At 58.6% G+C, this 16,135-nt stretch carries 15 protein-coding genes; 5 read left to right on the plus strand and 10 right to left on the minus strand.

The features are described 5' to 3' along the window. Window positions 1-9: 9 nt before the first annotated feature. Complete coding sequence (locus HBN79_RS06140; protein ID WP_094999739.1) at window positions 10-930, minus strand: LysR substrate-binding domain-containing protein; 921 nt, start codon at window positions 928-930, stop codon at window positions 10-12. A 153-nt stretch (window positions 931-1,083) separates the two neighbouring features. On the opposite strand from HBN79_RS06140, the gene HBN79_RS06145 reads away from it, so the two are divergent. After that, complete coding sequence (locus HBN79_RS06145) at window positions 1,084-2,481, plus strand: NorM family multidrug efflux MATE transporter (RefSeq protein WP_095026821.1); 1,398 nt, start codon at window positions 1,084-1,086, stop codon at window positions 2,479-2,481. A 45-nt stretch (window positions 2,482-2,526) separates the two neighbouring features. On the opposite strand, the gene HBN79_RS06150 is transcribed toward HBN79_RS06145, so the two are convergent. Next, window positions 2,527-4,194, minus strand: coding sequence for a bifunctional diguanylate cyclase/phosphodiesterase (locus HBN79_RS06150; RefSeq protein ID WP_094999737.1), 1,668 nt, complete (start codon window positions 4,192-4,194; stop codon window positions 2,527-2,529). Window positions 4,195-4,455: 261 nt separating this feature from the next. On the opposite strand from HBN79_RS06150, the gene rep reads away from it, so the two are divergent. Both rep and HBN79_RS06160 read left to right on the plus strand, forming a co-directional pair. Beyond that, window positions 4,456-6,465, plus strand: coding sequence for a DNA helicase Rep (gene rep / locus HBN79_RS06155; RefSeq protein ID WP_016782673.1), 2,010 nt, complete (start codon window positions 4,456-4,458; stop codon window positions 6,463-6,465). 56 nt (window positions 6,466-6,521) lie between these two features. Next, window positions 6,522-7,094: a xanthine phosphoribosyltransferase gene (locus HBN79_RS06160; RefSeq protein ID WP_016782674.1), complete on the plus strand. Its 573-nt coding sequence runs from the start codon at window positions 6,522-6,524 to the stop codon at window positions 7,092-7,094. An 82-nt stretch (window positions 7,095-7,176) separates the two neighbouring features. Here HBN79_RS06160 and HBN79_RS06165 read toward each other — a convergent pair whose 3' ends face one another. The 6 genes from HBN79_RS06165 to dadA form a co-directional block, all read right to left on the minus strand. Next, on the minus strand, window positions 7,177-9,105 hold the full coding sequence (locus tag HBN79_RS06165) for an acetyl-CoA hydrolase/transferase family protein (protein ID WP_169916452.1): 1,929 nt from the start codon (window positions 9,103-9,105) through the stop codon (window positions 7,177-7,179). A 115-nt stretch (window positions 9,106-9,220) separates the two neighbouring features. Next, window positions 9,221-9,634: a c-type cytochrome gene (locus HBN79_RS06170; RefSeq protein ID WP_029611629.1), complete on the minus strand. Its 414-nt coding sequence runs from the start codon at window positions 9,632-9,634 to the stop codon at window positions 9,221-9,223. A gap of 180 nt (window positions 9,635-9,814) precedes the next feature. Then, window positions 9,815-10,363: a cupin domain-containing protein gene (locus HBN79_RS06175; RefSeq protein WP_016782677.1), complete on the minus strand. Its 549-nt coding sequence runs from the start codon at window positions 10,361-10,363 to the stop codon at window positions 9,815-9,817. A gap of 127 nt (window positions 10,364-10,490) precedes the next feature. After that, the gene (alr, locus tag HBN79_RS06180) at window positions 10,491-11,564 is read right to left on the minus strand and encodes an alanine racemase (protein ID WP_169916453.1); all 1,074 of its coding nucleotides are present in this window, start codon (window positions 11,562-11,564) and stop codon (window positions 10,491-10,493) included. Window positions 11,565-11,664: 100 nt separating this feature from the next. Continuing rightward, window positions 11,665-12,018: a RidA family protein gene (locus tag HBN79_RS06185; RefSeq protein WP_094999733.1), complete on the minus strand. Its 354-nt coding sequence runs from the start codon at window positions 12,016-12,018 to the stop codon at window positions 11,665-11,667. After that, on the minus strand, window positions 11,990-13,291 hold the full coding sequence (gene dadA, locus HBN79_RS06190; protein ID WP_029611630.1) for a D-amino acid dehydrogenase: 1,302 nt from the start codon (window positions 13,289-13,291) through the stop codon (window positions 11,990-11,992). Before dadA ends, HBN79_RS06185 begins: the two co-directional genes overlap by 29 nt. A gap of 155 nt (window positions 13,292-13,446) precedes the next feature. On the opposite strand from dadA, the gene HBN79_RS06195 reads away from it, so the two are divergent. Beyond that, window positions 13,447-13,935: an Lrp/AsnC ligand binding domain-containing protein gene (locus tag HBN79_RS06195; protein WP_016782681.1), complete on the plus strand. Its 489-nt coding sequence runs from the start codon at window positions 13,447-13,449 to the stop codon at window positions 13,933-13,935. Between the two features lie 90 nt (window positions 13,936-14,025). Here the strand turns inward: HBN79_RS06195 and HBN79_RS06200 are convergent, their stop codons facing one another. After that, window positions 14,026-14,379 carry a YkgJ family cysteine cluster protein gene (locus tag HBN79_RS06200; RefSeq protein WP_003437837.1) on the minus strand — a complete coding sequence of 118 codons (354 nt, stop codon included), beginning with the start codon at window positions 14,377-14,379 and terminating at the stop codon, window positions 14,026-14,028. Window positions 14,380-14,526: 147 nt separating this feature from the next. On the opposite strand from HBN79_RS06200, the gene HBN79_RS06205 reads away from it, so the two are divergent. Further along, window positions 14,527-15,828 carry an FAD-binding oxidoreductase gene (locus tag HBN79_RS06205; RefSeq protein ID WP_095020510.1) on the plus strand — a complete coding sequence of 434 codons (1,302 nt, stop codon included), beginning with the start codon at window positions 14,527-14,529 and terminating at the stop codon, window positions 15,826-15,828. Between the two features lie 31 nt (window positions 15,829-15,859). Here HBN79_RS06205 and HBN79_RS06210 read toward each other — a convergent pair whose 3' ends face one another. Continuing rightward, on the minus strand, window positions 15,860-16,093 hold the full coding sequence (locus HBN79_RS06210) for a DUF1127 domain-containing protein (protein ID WP_094999731.1): 234 nt from the start codon (window positions 16,091-16,093) through the stop codon (window positions 15,860-15,862). Window positions 16,094-16,135 lie beyond the last annotated feature (42 nt).

A 16,135-nucleotide genomic window follows, 5' to 3' on the forward strand; every position in this document is an offset into this window, starting at 1 on the left:
TTATGGCGGTCAGTGCAACTGCTCAACGGTTGGCAACACCATGGCGGCGACTTCCTGCTGCAAAAAGTCGCTGAGCCGACGCAAACGCTCGCCCCCGGGACGGGTCTTGGGCCAAACCAGATAGTAATTATCGCCGCTGGCCACGGCAGCAGGGAACGGCAGGCTCAGGCGCCCCTGGGCAACGTCTTCGGCCACCATCAACAAATCCCCCATGGAAATGCCGTAGCCCCGGGCGGCGGCAATCATGCCCAGCTCCAGGGTGTCGAAAACTTGCCCGCCCTTGAGTGACACTTGCCCGCCCAGGCCCATGCAGTCGAGCCAACGCCGCCAGTCGCGGCGGTCAGGCGTAGGGTGCAGCAGCTCAGTGCTCGCCAGGCGTGTGACGTCCCATGGCGCGTCGCCCTGAATGGCGGGCGCACCGACCGGGATCAGCATCTCCGGGAACAGCAGCGTGGCCTCCCAGTCAGGCGGAAAGTGGCCGTTGCTCAACAGCACAGCACAGTCGAATGGCTCGTGGTTGAAATCCACGTGGTCAATGTCCATCCAGGCACTGGTCAGTTGCACCTCATTGCCGCTCTGCAAGTGGCGAAAGCGGCTCAGGCGGGCCAATAACCAGCGCATGGTCAGGGTCGAGGGGGCTTTCATGCGCAAGATGTCATCTTCGGCGCGCAAGGTAGTACAGGCGCGCTCCAGGGCGGCAAAGCCTTCGCGCACTCCCGGCAGCAGCAAACGCGCGGCTTCGGTGAGTTGCAGGCTGCGCCCGCTGCGCTGAAATAACCGGCAGGCGAAATGCGCTTCCAGGGTTTTGATATGGCGACTGACAGCGCTCTGGGTAATGGACAACTCTTCGCCCGCCCGGGTGAATGAACTATGGCGAGCTGCAGCCTCAAAGGCGCGCAAGGCGTAAAGCGGAGGAAGGCTACGAGCCATTACTCATATTCCTATAGTTCAAAAAGGTGATGGCACAGAAGGCAAGTTCAACCATGAGTTTAAGTCATGCCAATGATCGTTTTTATCCCTTTGCTTAAAACACTCAACGCGCCGAGAATCAAGCCTTTCAACGCACCTATAGAAATTTCTACAATGACCAAACAGCATCCTGCACGTATCGAACTCTCGGCCATTATGAGGTTGGCCGGGCCGCTGATCGCTTCGCAGCTGGCTCACATGCTGATGGTACTCACCGATACCCTGATGATGGCGCGCTTGAGCCCGGAGGCTCTGGCTGGCGGGAGTCTGGGAGCGGCCAGCTACTCATTCGTGTCGATTTTCTGCATTGGCGTCATCGCTGCCGTGGGCACGCTGGTGTCGATTCGCCAAGGTGCAGGGGATATCGAAGGGGCGACCCGCCTGACTCAGGCCGGGTTGTGGCTCGCCTGGGCACTGGCGTTGGGCGGCGCGGTAATGCTGTGGAATATCAAACCGCTATTGTTGCTGTTTGGCCAGACGCCCACCAACGTTGAGGCGGCTGGCCAGTTTCTGCTGCTGCTACCGTTTGCCCTGCCCGGCTATATGACTTTTATGGCCCTGCGCGGCTTTACCAGTGCAATGGGCCGGGCCACACCGGTGATGGTGATCAGCCTGATCGGTACCGTGGCCAACTTTGTGCTCAATTACGCGCTGATTACCGGCATGTTCGGCCTGCCAAAACTGGGCTTGATGGGTATCGGCCTGGTCACGGCGATTGTGGCGACCTGCATGGCGCTGGGGTTGGCCTGGCATATCCATCGGCATCCGGCCTACAACGCGTACCCGATCAGCAAGGGCCTGTCGCGGATCAATCTGACATATTTGCGGGAACTGTGGCGGCTCGGCCTGCCGATTGGCGGGACCTATGCCGTGGAAGTCGGTTTGTTTGCCTTCGCAGCACTGTGCATGGGCACCATGGGCAGTACACAGCTGGCAGCGCACCAGATCGCACTGCAAATCGTATCGGTGGCATTTATGGTACCTGCAGGCATGTCGTATGCGATCACCATGCGTATTGGCCAGCACTATGGTGGTGGTGACTTGCAGCGGGCGCGGCTGGCAGGACGGGTCGGTATCGGTTTTGGTGCATGTGTGATGCTCGGGTTTTCCGTGGTGTTCTGGTTTTGGCCAAGGGATCTGGTGGGGTTGTTCCTCGATTACAACGACCCTGCATTCCGTCCGGTATTTGAGCTGGCCGTCAGCCTGCTGGCGGTAGCGGCATGGTTTGAGCTGTTTGATGGCGCACAAACCATCGCCATGGGCGCGATTCGCGGGCTCAAGGATGCCAAGACCACCTTTCTGGTGGGGCTGTTCTGCTATTGGGTGATTGGCGCGCCAATGGCCTGGATGCTGGCCTTTACCTTCGGTTGGGGCCCGGCAGGTGTCTGGTGGGGGCTGGCGACGGGCCTGGCCTGTGCAGCGATCAGCTTGACCCTGGCGTTCGAGTGGAAGGTACGGCGCATGATCAAGCTGGAGCGCAAGGCGGCCAAAGTGGCGGGCGTAGCTGTGTAGCAGCTGCCGAAGGAACGAGGCTGCTACGGAAGTTTTTCTTAAGCCCTAGAGCGCAATTGGCACCTGCTGCCCGGCCCCAAACGTCAAATACTCCACCAGTTCGGCCAGCGGCAGCGGCTTGCTGATGAAGTAGCCCTGCACCTGATCGCAGCCAAAATCACGCAAAAGAGCAAGCTGTTCGGGAGTTTCGACGCCTTCGGCAACCACTTCCAGTTTCAGGTTGTGGGCCAGGTTGATCATGGCGTGGACCAGTTTGCGGTTCTCTTCGCGGCTTTCCATGCCGCCCACAAAGCTCTTGTCGATCTTGAGCAGCGTAATCGGCAGGCTATTGAGGTGCACAAACGATGAAAAACCCGTACCGAAATCATCCAGCGAAAAACGCACACCCAGTCGGCCCAGGGCATCCATGGTCTGTTTGACCAGATCACTGCGCCGCATCACGGCCGTTTCGGTCAGCTCGAACTCCAGCCACTGTGCTTCGACGCCGCGCTCGCTGATCAGGCGGCTGAGGGTCGAAAGCAACTGGCTGTCCTGAAACTGGCGAAACGACAGGTTGACCGCCATGTGCAGCGGCTCAAGCCCGCGTTCGCGCAACGCCTGCATATCCCGCAGGGCACGGGAGATAACCCAGTACCCCAGCGGCACAATCAGCCCGCTTTGCTCGGCCAAAGGCACGAACTCACTCGGAGCCAACAGGCCACGCTCGGCATGGCGCCAGCGCACCAGCGCTTCCAGCCCGACGATCTGCCCCGTGCCAAGATCCAGGCGCGGCTGGTAATGCAGTTCCAGTTCGTCACGGCGCAACGCCCGGCGCAACTCGCTTTCGAGGTCGGCCAGGCTGCGGGCATTGCGATTGATACGCTCGTTGAATACGTGGAAGGTACAGCCCTGGGTGCTTTTGGCCTGTTGCATGGCAATGTGCGCGTGCCACATCAACGGGTCGGCCCCGGCGTTGGCGCGGGCATGGGCAATACCCAGGCTGCAGCCGATCAACAGGCTTTCGCCGTCGACCCAGTAGGGCTCGGCCATCACCTCGGTAATGCGCTCGGCCATCCATTCGGCACGCTCGGGCGCGCGATGGGTATTGATCAACAGGGCGAATTCATCACTGCCAAGACGGGCCAGTTGGTCACCCGCTTCAAGCTGGCTTTTGAGGCGCGCCACTACTTGCAGGATCAGGCGGTCGCCAGCCTGATGGCCCAATGCATCGTTGGCGTGACGAAAGTTGTCCAGGTCCAGATGGCCCAGGGCAATGCCACGGCCGTCACTTTCGGCCAGACGCACGGCCAGCAGGGTCTGGAAGCCTTGCCTGTTGGCAATGCCGGTCAGTGGATCCTCTTCGGCGAGGCGCTGCAAGGTGTGTTCCAGCAGGCCGCGTTCACGCACATGGCGCAGACAGCGGCGCAGTACATCGCCCGTCAGGCTGGCGCCGACCAGCCAGTCGCTGACGCCCGCTGGAGCGCTATCAGGCTCGCTGTCGAGCAGCAAAACCGTGGGCAGGCGGCAGCGGCCCGCTGGGGGCTGCAGGGCCGGGGTCGTCAGGAGCAGCGCATTGCGATCGTTTTCGAACAGATGGCTGACAGACTCCCAGCTCGGCGCGCATATCAGGACGGCCGCACTTCCCATTGGCGCCAGACACTCGCGCAACAACGCTGCCCAAGATGGCTCTTCGGCCAATAGCAGCAAACGCAAGGGTTCGACAGGCGTAGACAAGCTAGCTCCCTAGACTCTGCAAAAATTCGGGCAGTGGGCATTATGACGTGCCGGCAACCAATGGCAATGACACTGGTTATCAAATACTTATTTGCTGCATTAACCCTACGGTAGCTGGAAATACTCTTTACATCCTGTGCGAAAGTAACAAAAGCAGTAAATTTAAAGGATGTGGCATGTCACACCGTCGCACAGAGGCAGCAATATTTGCTCAGCCTGTTAAAATGCCCGCCCTTTTTACAAACGACCCCTGATCTCGTCATGTCCCGACTCAATCCCCGGCAGCAAGAAGCCGTGAGCTACGTCGGCGGCCCTCTATTGGTGCTCGCCGGCGCAGGCTCCGGCAAAACCAGCGTGATTACCCGCAAAATCGCGCACCTGATCCAGAACTGTGGCATCCGTGCCCAATACATCGTCGCCATGACCTTTACCAACAAAGCCGCCCGCGAGATGAAAGAGCGTGTCGGCACCCTGCTTAAAAAGGGTGAAGGCCGCGGCTTGACGGTGTGCACGTTCCACAACCTGGGCCTCAACATCATCCGCAAGGAGCACGCGCGGCTGGGCTATAAGCCCGGCTTCTCGATCTTTGACGAGGCTGACGTCAAGGCGCTGATGGCCGACATCATGCAAAAGGAATATTCGGGCGACGACGGGGTCGACGAAATCAAGAACATGATCGGCTCGTGGAAAAACGACCTGATCCTGCCGCCCCAGGCTCTGGAAAACGCGCGCAACCCCAAGGAGCAGACCGCAGCCATCGTCTACACCCACTACCAGCGCACGCTCAAGGCCTACAACGCGGTGGACTTTGACGACCTGATCCTGCTGCCGGTCAAGCTGTTCGAAGAACATGCCGACATTCTGGAAAAGTGGCAGAACAAGGTGCGTTACCTGCTGGTGGACGAATATCAGGACACCAACGCCAGTCAGTATCTGCTGGTTAAATACCTGATCGGCAAGCGCAACCAGTTCACCGTGGTAGGTGACGACGACCAGTCGATCTACGCCTGGCGCGGCGCTCGCCCGGAAAACCTGATGCTGCTCAAGGATGATTACCCGTCCTTGAAAGTGGTGATGCTGGAGCAAAACTACCGCTCCACCAGCCGTATTCTGCGCTGCGCCAATATCCTGATTGCCAACAACCCCCACGAGTTTGAAAAGCAGTTGTGGAGCGAGATGGGCCACGGCGACGAAGTGCGGGTGATCCGCTGCCGCAACGAAGACGCCGAAGCCGAGCGAGTGGCCGTCGAAATCCTCACCCTGCACCTGCGCACCGATCGACCGTACAGCGACTTCGCGATCCTGTACCGCGGGAACTATCAAGCCAAACTGATCGAATTGAAGCTGCAGCACCATCAGATCCCGTACCGTTTGTCGGGCGGCAACAGCTTCTTCGGACGTCAGGAAGTTAAAGACCTGATGGCTTACTTCCGCCTGATCGTAAACCCGGATGACGATAACGCCTTCCTGCGCGTAATCAACGTCCCACGTCGCGAGATCGGTTCGACTACCCTGGAAAAGCTGGGTAACTACGCGACCGAGCGAAAGATCTCGATGTATGCCGCCACCGATGAAATCGGCCTGGGCGAACATCTGGACGCACGCTTCACTGACCGCCTGGTACGTTTCAAGCGCTTTATGGACCGTGTACGTGAGCATTGCTCGGGCGAAGACCCGATTGCAGCGCTGCGCAGCATGATCATGGACATCGACTACGAAAACTGGCTGCGCACCAACAGCTCCAGCGACAAGGCGGCGGACTACCGCATGTCCAATGTCTGGTTTTTGGTCGAGGCGTTGAAAAACACCCTCGAAAAAGACGAAGACGGCGCCATGACCATCGAGGAAGCCATCGGCAAACTGGTGCTGCGCGACATGCTCGAGCGCCAGCAGGAAGAGGAAGACGGTGCCGAAGGCGTGCAGATGATGACCTTGCACGCCTCCAAGGGTCTGGAATTTCCTTACGTGTTCATCATGGGCATGGAAGAAGAAATCCTCCCGCACCGCTCCAGCATTGAAGCAGACACCATTGAAGAAGAACGGCGCCTGGCCTATGTGGGCATTACCCGTGCCCGTGAGACGCTGGCATTCACCTTTGCCGCCAAGCGTAAACAGTACGGCGAGATCATTGACTGTGCGCCGAGCCGTTTCCTCGATGAGTTACCCCCGGACGATCTGGCCTGGGAAGGCAACGATGACACCCCCACCGAAGTTAAAGCGGTTCGCGGCAATACAGCACTGGCTGATATACGCGCGATGCTAAAACGCTAAAATCGACTATTTTTTACTCTACCTTCAGCGCAAAAGCGCTATTTGAGGACGTTACGTTGGAAGCACTGCACAAGAAAATTCGCGAAGAAGGCATCGTGCTTTCCGATCAGGTTTTGAAAGTCGACGCCTTTTTGAACCATCAGATCGATCCTCAGCTGATGAAGGAAATCGGCGACGAGTTCGCGCGTTTGTTCAAGGATTCGGGCATCACCAAGATCGTCACTATCGAAGCATCGGGTATCGCCCCTGCTGTGATGACTGGCTTGAACTTGGGTGTACCTGTGATTTTTGCGCGTAAGCACCAGTCCCTGACCCTGACTGAAAACCTGCTGTCGGCCACGGTGTATTCGTTCACCAAGCAGACTGAAAGCACCGTTGCGATTTCCCCGCGCCACCTGCAAAGCAGCGACCGCGTGCTGGTGATCGACGACTTCCTGGCCAATGGCAAGGCCTCGCAAGCGCTGATTTCGATCATCAAGCAAGCTGGCGCCACCGTGGCCGGTCTGGGCATCGTGATCGAGAAGTCGTTCCAGGGCGGCCGTGCCGAGCTGGATGCACAGGGCTACCGCGTTGAATCCCTGGCCCGGGTCAAATCCCTGGCGGGCGGTAAAGTGACCTTTATCGAGTAACCCTTTCAGTCCGTAGCAGCTGCCGAGGCACGAAGGCTGCGCCGCCGAACGCAGCCTGGCGGCAGCTGCTACGAAAGGCGCGTCAATTGCTTTTCGCGGTTGCCTGCAGCCCTGCCAGCAGCAAACGCTGGTACAGCTCATCGCGCAACCCGTCGGGTTGTGCGAGCTGCATGCGCTCCAGGTGTTCGGGGAATGCCTGGGGCGAAGGCGCGTCCAGCGTAGCCTTGCCCAGTTGGTACATCTGCGTGAGCTTGAATTTGCTTTTAAGCCAGTTCAACGCTCGCAGCAGGTCTTGCTCCTGCGCGCTGAAATCACTGCCCAGCGGGTATTCCGGGAACAAATGCGGGTGCCGATCGGCGATCTCCTGCAAACGCTGCGGGCTGTTGTCGGCAAAACGTGGATCAAGGCGAAAGTCCTTGGGCAGCTTGCCCATCAGTTGTGCCTGGGTGGTCAGTTCGGTCTGGAAGCGCGAGTCGGTGATGTTGAGCAGCGCCTCGATGACTTTGCTGTCGGTTTTGCCGCGCAAATCAGCAATCCCGTATTCGGTGACCACAATGTCGCGCAAATGCCGCGGGATGGTGCAGTGACCGTATTCCCAGACAATATTGGAACTTACGTCACCGCCCGACTCTCGCCAGCTGCGCAACATGATCACCGAGCGTGCGTCATGCAGGGCATGGCCCTGGGCAACAAAGTTGTATTGCCCGCCGACCCCGCTCAGCACCCGGCCGTCTTCGAGCTGATCAGCCACGGCGGCACCGAGCAAGGTCACGGTGAATGCGCTGTTGACGAAGCGCGCATCACGCCGTTGCAGGCGTTTCAACTCTTCCTGGCCGTATAGTTCGTTGATATAGCTGATGGCGGTCATATTGAATTCAAGGCGCTTGCTGTGGGGCAACTCCCTTAGCCGCTGGTAAAAATCGCGGGGGCCGAGGATAAAACCGCCGTGGATGCTGACCCCGTCACCCTGCAAGCTTTCATCCAGGGTGCCCGCATTGGCCTGGGCTTGCCTGTCGGCATCGGGGTAGACCTTGCGTCGCACAATCCCGGCATCGGCCAGCACCATCAGGCCGTGGACAAACATCTCGCTGCAACCATACAGGCCCCGGGCAAATGGCTCGACGCCACCTTGTTGCTCGATCAGCGTGCGCCACTGGGTGATATCGATAGCGTCGAGCAGGTCGCGGTAGCCCTCGTTGTCACCCTGGCGTGCGAGCAGGGCTGCACTCAGGGCATCACCCATCGAGCCAATGCCGATCTGCAGGGTGCCGCCGTCGCGTATCAGGGTGCTGGCATGCAGGCCGATCATATGGTCTTGCAGATTGACCGGCATGCTGGGCGTTGAAAACAACATAGTGTGCTCATCTTCGTCAATCAACAGATCAAAATCGTCGATACTCAGCTCCGAGTCGCCGGGCATATAAGGCAGGTCACCATGTACCTGGCCCAGTATCAGAATGGTCTCCCCCGCCGCACGCCGCTTGGCAATCATGGGCAACAAATCGAGGGTGATATCCGGGTTGCAGCTCAGGCTCAGACGCGCGGCATCCTCGGGGTGTCGAGCAACCAGTTGGGCCACCAGGTTCAGGCCGCTGGCATTGATGTCGCGGGCCGCGTGACTGTAATTGCTGCTGACGTAATCCTGCTGGGCAGCCGGGCTGTTGAGCAAACTGCCCGGCTGCAAAAAGAACTGCTCGACGTGGATGTTGGTGGGCATGCTGTTGTGAAGCAGGTCGGCCAGGTAATCCAGCTCAATGTAATCGCCAAATACCCGCTCGACAAAAGGCTCCAGAAACAACCGTTGCAGTCCGTCCCCAAGTGGGGGGCGGCCCAGACTCAAAGCGGTATAGATCGTCAGTTGGCGTTCGGGCAGCTGCCTGATCCGCTGATACAGCGCATTGACGAAGCGGTTGGCCTTGCCCAGGCCCAGCGGCAGGCCAAGGTGAATATGCATCGGTAATCGCGCCAGCACATCATCGACTGCGCGCTCGATCGAACAGGACTGCACCATCTGATCCTCCTTATCCAGTCTTGAATATAGACGTGATAGCGCAGAGGACGCGGACGAGCTCAAATTTCGGGCACAAAAAAGCCGCCCATCAGCGGCTTTTTCAGAGAAGGTCGGATTATTTCAAACCGGACATTTTCTCGATGGCGCCTTTTAGCTCTTCATCGGTACAGGTCATGCAAGTGCCTTTTGGCGGCATGGCGTTGATACCGGTGATGGCCTTGGCCAGGATGCCATCAAGGCCGCCCTGATGATCGGCGCGCTCTTTCCAGGCGGCGGTGTCACCGATTTTCGGTGCGCCCAACAAGCCGGTGCCGTGGCAAGCACTGCAGTGCTTGGCAATAATGTCGTCGGGGGTCATGCCACCACCACCGCCTACAGAAGCGGTCACTTCCATCCCTTTGCATTCCTGCCCTTGAACACAGACCTTACCCACTGGCTCAAGACGTTTTGCAATGTCATCGTTCGTTGTTGCCTGAGCGTTGACTGCCCATAGGGCCACTACTGCTGCTGGTACGGCCAGCATTTTCATAATTAGGTTCACGCGTTCACCCTCAATGGTGGCTATTCACGCCCACAACCACGGTTTCGCGGGCGGCGAAAGTATAACGGTTAGCCCGCCTCTCTGAAACAACCCTAAAGACAAAGGGGGAATAGAGCTGGCGAAATGCATCTACGGGTGCCTCTGCAAGCAGACAGGGCGCCTCTGTTCTTAGAAATTCGCCGGGGTGGCTGCGCTGATTAGTCGCGCCGCGACGTCGAACGGATTACGAAAGCGGTGTGGTTTGGAGCTTTCGAAATAATAGCTGTCACCGGCTTCCAGCACGAAGGTCTCAAGACCCACGGTTAACTCTAGGCGACCTTCCACCAAAATCCCGGTTTCTTCGCCTTCATGGGTCAGCATTTCGTCCCCGGTATCGGCGCCCGGTGGATAAATCTCGTTGAGAAAGGCAATGGCCCGGCTCGGATGTGCCTTGCCCACCAGTTTCATGGTCACCGCACCGTCGGAAATGTCGATCAGCTCATTGGCTTTGTAGACAATTTGAGTTGGGTTTTCTTGAAGGATTTCTTCGGAAAAAAACTCGACCATGGACATGGGGATGCCACTCAGCACTTTTCGCAGGGAGCTTATGGACGGGCTCACGCTGTTCTTTTCGATCATCGAAATGGTGCTGTTGGTGACGCCCGCGCGCTTGGCGAGTTCACGCTGCGACAGGCCTTTGAGTTTGCGGATGGATTGCAGTCGTTCACCGACGTCCAATGCGGGAGCCTCCTGGGGGTCAGATTCGGGTCGAGAAGCCGCCATCATGGCGATAGCGTTCAGTATTTACAACACTTCGACTTCAAACCCGGACGCCCATTCGCCCCTGCATATTGGATACAACCCATCAGTTACCGGAATAGAGCCGTGGAACGCGTTTGAGGTTGCAGAAAATCTGGTAAGGAATGGTATCTGCTGCAGTGGCCACTTCGCTGGCGAGAATGTTTTTACCCCACAACTCGACCGTCGAACCCAGGCCCGCTTGCGGCACATCGGTGAGGTCGATGCACAGCATGTCCATCGACACACGACCCAGCAACTGGCTGCGCACACCGTCCACAAATACGGGGGTACCGGTGGGAGCCTGGCGCGGGTAGCCGTCGGCATAACCCATGGCCACCACGCCGATTCGCATGGGTTTTGGGGTGATGAACCTGGCACCGTAGCCCACTGGCTCACCGGCGGGCAGTTCGCGCACGCAGATCACTTTGGACTCCAGGGTCATCACCGGTTGCAAGCGAGAGGCAGTGGCCTGTGGCTCGTCAAATGGCGAGCTGCCATACAACATCAAGCCCGGGCGTACCCAGTCACTTGGCACGCGTGGCCAGCCGAGTACGGCCGGCGAGTTGCGCAAGCTGATTTCTGCCGTCAAATCGGTGCGAGCGCCGAGGAACACAGCAACCTGCTCTACGCTTCGGGTGCAATCGAGCTCATCGGCGCGGGCAAAATGGCTCATCAGCACGATTTTCGCCACATTGGCACTGGCCTGCAGACGCTGGTAAGCGGCCTTGTAATCGTTGGGGTGCAAGCCAACGCGGTGCATGCCACTGTCCAGTTTCAGCCACACATGGATGGGTTTGGCGAGCCGGGCCTGCTCGATGGCATCAAGCTGCCACAGCGAATGCACCACACACCAGAAGTCATGTTCGACGATCAGTGGTAGTTCATCCGCTTCAAAAAAACCTTCCAGCAGCAGGATTGGCGCGCGAATACCGGCGGCGCGCAGTTCCAGTGCTTCTTCAATACAGGCCACGGCAAAACCGTCAGCCTCGGCCTCAAGAGCCTGGGCGCAGCGCACGGCACCGTGGCCGTAGGCATCGGCCTTGATCACAGCAAGGGCCTTGGCCCCCGTGACTTCACGGGCCAGTTGGTAATTGTGACGCAGGGCTTGGAGGTCGATCAGGGCACGGGCTGGGCGCATGGCGGCGGGCTTCTAACGGCAAAAGAATAAAAAACGGTGCACACCCGCAGCGTGAACTGCGTGCTGCACCGCAAGAGGGACTGTTACGTGATCAAAAAACTTACGGCAATGCTGCCACAACAGACAGTTCAACCAGGATTTCGGGCTCGCACAGCTTGGCCTCGACAGTTGCGCGGGCCGGCGCTACACCCTTGGGCAGCCATTGGTCCCAGACGCTGTTCATGCCGGCAAAGTCGGCATCGATGTCTTTGAGGTAAATAGTGACCGACAGGATACGGCTTTTATCGGAGCCCGCCAGGTCCAGCAAATGCTCGATATTGGCCAGTGTTTCACGGGTCTGTTGCTCGACCCCGGCGTTCATGTCGTCGCCGACTTGCCCGGACAGGTAGACAGTGCCGTTATGGGTAACGATCTGGCTCATGCGTTCATTGGTGAGCTGGCGCTGGATTGCCATGTTTTGCAGTCTCCTGGTGGTTGCCGTAGCGGGAAATATCAAGGCCCTCGGCGCTGATTTGCGGGGTCTTTTTGGCCATTACGTCCGCGAGGAAACGACCGGAACCGCAGGCCATGGTCCAACCCAGTGTGCCATGCCCGGTGTTCAGGAACAGGTTTTTGAACGGGGTTGCGCCCACAATCGGCGTGCCGTCCGGGGTGGTCGGGCGCAGGCCGGTCCAGAAACTGGCCTGGCTCAGATCACCGCCCTGAGGATAAAGGTCGTTGACGATCATCTCCAGGGTTTCGCGTCGGCGCGGGTTCAGCGACAGGTCAAAACCGGCGATTTCAGCCATGCCGCCAACGCGAATGCGGTTGTCGAAACGGGTGATCGCGACCTTGTAGGTCTCATCGAGAATGGTCGAGGTCGGTGCCATGTCCGAATTGGTAATCGGAATGGTCAGCGAGTAGCCCTTGAGCGGATAAACCGGCGCCTTGATGCCCAGTGGCTTGAGCATTTGCGGCGAGTAGCTGCCCAGTGCCAGTACGTAACGATCGGCGGTTTCGAGTTTGCCGTCGATCATCACGCCATTGATGCGATCACCTGCGTAGTCCAGACGCTGGATATCCTGGCCGAAGCGGAACTCAACACCCAGGTTTTTGGCCATTTCAGCCAGGCGGGTGGTAAACATCTGACAGTCGCCAGTCTGGTCATTGGGCAGGCGCAGGGCGCCGGCCAAAATGTCGGTCACGCTGGCCAGTGCGGGCTCAACCCGGGCAATACCGGCACGGTCGAGCAGTTCGAACGGTACACCGGATTCTTTCAGGACCGCGATGTCCTTGGCGGCGCCATCGAGCTGGGCCTGAGTGCGGAACAGTTGTGTGGTGCCGAGGTTACGGGCTTCGTAGGCAATACCCGTTTCGGCACGCAGTTCGTCGAGGCAGTCACGGCTGTACTCGGACAGGCGAACCATGCGCTCCTTGTTCACGGCATAGCGGCTGGCGGTGCAGTTGCGCAGCATCTGTGCCATCCACAGGTACTGATCAATGCTGGTCGTGGCCTTGATGGCCAGAGGTGCGTGGCGTTCGAGCAACCACTTGATCGCCTTGAGCGGCACGCCCGGTGCAGCCCACGGCGAAGCGTAGCCCGGGGACACCTGGCCCGCGTTGGCAAAGCTGGTTTCCATTGCAACGGCTGGCTGACGGTCCACGACAACCACATCAAAACCGGCTCGGGCCAGATAATAGGCGCTGGCAGTACCAATAACGCCGCCACCCAATACCATAACTCGCATATTCATTCCCTCATCGCGGCCAGCCGCAGACGTTTATTGTTCGATGCAAAGATGAGCGCAGTATATGAAGCATTGAGCAGTGGTATTCACTGTATAAGAAGCTATATTTGGCGACAATTCTCGGGCATAACCCTTTTCACGGAGGAGAATCTCCTATGCGTACAAATCATCAAACAAAGCGTGAATTGGACAAGATAGATCGCAACATTTTGCGCATCCTCCAGGTCGATGGCCGCATCTCGTTTACCGAGCTGGGAGAGAAGGTTGGGTTGTCGACCACTCCCTGTACAGAACGAGTGCGCAGGCTGGAACGTGAAGGGATCATCATGGGCTACAACGCCCGGCTGAACCCGCAACATTTACAGGGCAGCCTGCTGGTATTTGTGGAAATCAGCCTGGACTACAAATCAGGCGATACCTTTGATGAATTCCGACGCGCCGTGTTGAAGTTGCCCCATGTGCTGGAGTGTCATCTGGTGTCGGGGGACTTCGACTATCTGGTGAAGGCGCGGATCAGCGAGATGGCTTCTTACCGCAAGCTGCTGGGTGACATCTTGCTCAAGCTGCCCCACGTGCGTGAGTCCAAAAGCTATATCGTGATGGAAGAAGTCAAAGAGAGCCTGAATCTGCCGATTGCAGATTGACGGCTTTCCCTTAGAGGGGCTGCGCAGACCGGCTTTTGCCTTTAGTCCCCTCTCCCTCCGGGAGAGGGGCAGGGTGAGGGGGCTCTTGATCTAGACCAGCACCTGCCGCGTACTGGCGATGTACTCATGCACCAGCTTCTCTGCGCTGGGGTGAATCATCTCTACCGGGCGTCGACCGTTGGGGCACGGCAAGGTGGGGGTAGTGCCAAACAACCGACAGATCAATGGCCGCTCTTCATACACCGTGCAGCCATTGGGCCCCAGATGCACACAGTTCAGCTCATCCATTGCTGCTTCTTGTTCGGCAGCCGTCTTGCGCGGCAAGCGGGCCATTTCTTCGGATGAAGTGGTCACAGGCCCGCAGCAGTCATGGCAACCCGGCACGCATTCGAACGAGGGGATTTGCTGCCTGAGAAAGCGGATCTTGTGACTGTTACAGCTCATCCAGAACGTACCGATTGAGAAAAGGCCGCAGAGTCTGCCTGAAAACCCCTGCCCTAGACAGGGCCATTCGGCTGTTCTTGCCCCACGGGAATGGCACGGCTTATGCTCCGTCAAATTTTCCAAACATCAATAATCAGGATTACGCACATGAACGCCCCTGTTCAGCGCAGCCAGCACACCGCTTCTTATTACGCCGCCAGCAGCCTGCCACAACCCGATCATCCGGTGTTGCAGGGCGAGCTGGTGGCGGATGTGTGTGTGGTGGGCGGTGGCTTTTCCGGCCTGAATACGGCGCTGGAGCTGGCCGAGCGCGGCATGAGCGTGGTCTTGCTGGAAGCGCACAAGATCGGTTGGGGCGCCAGCGGGCGCAATGGCGGGCAACTGATTCGCGGGGTCGGCCATGGTGTTGAGCAGTTTGAAGGCGTCATCGGCAAGGACGGTGTGCGGCAAATGAAGCTGATGGGGCTGGAGGCGGTGGAAATCGTGCGCCAGCGCGTCGAGCGTTTCAATATTGCCTGTGACCTGACCTGGGGCTATTGCGACCTGGCCAACAAACCCCGTGACCTTGAAGGTTTTGCTGAAGAGGCCCAGGAGCTGCGCGATCTGGGTTATCGCCATGAAACCCGTCTGTTGCAGGCCAACGAAGTGCACAGCGTGGTGGGTTCGGACCGGTATGTCGGCGGCTTTGTCGATATGGGCTCGGGTCATTTGCACCCGCTGAATCTGGCGCTGGGCGAAGCAGCGGCCGCTGCGCAACTGGGTGTAAAGCTGTTTGAAAACTCCGCAGTAACCCGCATCGATTATGGCCCTGAAGTACGGGTGCACACGGCCCAGGGCTCCGTGCGGGCCAAAAGTCTGGTACTGGGCTGCAACGCCTATCTCAAGGACCTCAACCCGCAACTAAGCGGCAAAGTGCTGCCTGCGGGCAGCTACATCATTGCCACCGAGCCGTTGAGCGAAGCCCGGGCTCACGCCTTGCTGCCACAGAACATGGCCGTGTGCGACCAGCGCGTGGCGCTGGACTACTACCGTCTTTCGGCAGATCGGCGTCTGTTATTCGGTGGGGCCTGTCATTATTCTGGGCGGGATCCGCAGGATATTGCCGCGTACATGCGTCCTAAAATGCTCGAGGTGTTCCCGCATCTTAAAGACGTGAAAATCGACTACCAGTGGGGCGGCATGATCGGCATTGGTGCCAACCGCCTGCCGCAGATCGGCCGCCTGCAAGAGCATCCCAATGTGTATTACGCCCAGGCGTATTCAGGGCACGGGGTTAACGCAACCCACCTGGCGGGCAAGTTGCTGGCCGAAGCTATCAGTGGCCAGCACAGTGACGGTTTTGATCTGTTTGCCAAGGTCCCGCATATCACCTTCCCGGGTGGCAAATACCTGCGTTCGCCATTGCTGGCGCTGGGGATGCTGTGGCACCGGTTAAAAGAGCTGCGCTGATTCAAACCTGTAGCCGCTGCCGCAGGTTTGGTTACGAACGCCAAAATGGCTTGCAGCCTTCCTGCCGGGCCATTTCGCGGGTCAACCCCACATCGCGCAGCTGCTGTTCGTCCAGGTTCAGCAGCATCCGGCGACTGCGAGCACGGTGGCAGAACAGCCCCCACACCCCAAGACCGGCCGGGGTGCTGGTGACTTGACGGGCTTCATGCTCAGCCAGTAATTGTTGGCTGTGCAGCGTCAGGCGCACATCGCTCAAACCATTCATCAGACAGCTCCTTTTGACTCGATTGCCATGAGTCAGCATGAT

Source organism: Pseudomonas sp. WS 5051 (genome assembly GCF_012985715.1).
GTDB lineage: Bacteria > Pseudomonadota > Gammaproteobacteria > Pseudomonadales > Pseudomonadaceae > Aquipseudomonas > Aquipseudomonas bubulae.

What these genes read in the sequence shown, in the direction of transcription:
- HBN79_RS06140 (WP_094999739.1), bottom strand. Translation starts at nt 930, where the DNA reads ATGGCTCGTAGCCTTCCTCCGCTTTACGCCTTGCGCGCCTTTGAGGCT.
- HBN79_RS06145 (WP_095026821.1), top strand. Translation starts at nt 1,084, where the DNA reads ATGACCAAACAGCATCCTGCACGTATCGAACTCTCGGCCATTATGAGG.
- rep (WP_016782673.1), top strand. Translation starts at nt 4,456, where the DNA reads ATGTCCCGACTCAATCCCCGGCAGCAAGAAGCCGTGAGCTACGTCGGC.
- HBN79_RS06165 (WP_169916452.1), bottom strand. Translation starts at nt 9,105, where the DNA reads ATGGTGCAGTCCTGTTCGATCGAGCGCGCAGTCGATGATGTGCTGGCG.
- HBN79_RS06170 (WP_029611629.1), bottom strand. Translation starts at nt 9,634, where the DNA reads ATGAAAATGCTGGCCGTACCAGCAGCAGTAGTGGCCCTATGGGCAGTC.
- alr (WP_169916453.1), bottom strand. Translation starts at nt 11,564, where the DNA reads ATGCGCCCAGCCCGTGCCCTGATCGACCTCCAAGCCCTGCGTCACAAT.
- HBN79_RS06185 (WP_094999733.1), bottom strand. Translation starts at nt 12,018, where the DNA reads ATGGCAATCCAGCGCCAGCTCACCAATGAACGCATGAGCCAGATCGTT.
- dadA (WP_029611630.1), bottom strand. Translation starts at nt 13,291, where the DNA reads ATGCGAGTTATGGTATTGGGTGGCGGCGTTATTGGTACTGCCAGCGCC.
- HBN79_RS06195 (WP_016782681.1), top strand. Translation starts at nt 13,447, where the DNA reads ATGCGTACAAATCATCAAACAAAGCGTGAATTGGACAAGATAGATCGC.
- HBN79_RS06200 (WP_003437837.1), bottom strand. Translation starts at nt 14,379, where the DNA reads ATGAGCTGTAACAGTCACAAGATCCGCTTTCTCAGGCAGCAAATCCCC.
- HBN79_RS06205 (WP_095020510.1), top strand. Translation starts at nt 14,527, where the DNA reads ATGAACGCCCCTGTTCAGCGCAGCCAGCACACCGCTTCTTATTACGCC.
- HBN79_RS06210 (WP_094999731.1), bottom strand. Translation starts at nt 16,093, where the DNA reads ATGAATGGTTTGAGCGATGTGCGCCTGACGCTGCACAGCCAACAATTA.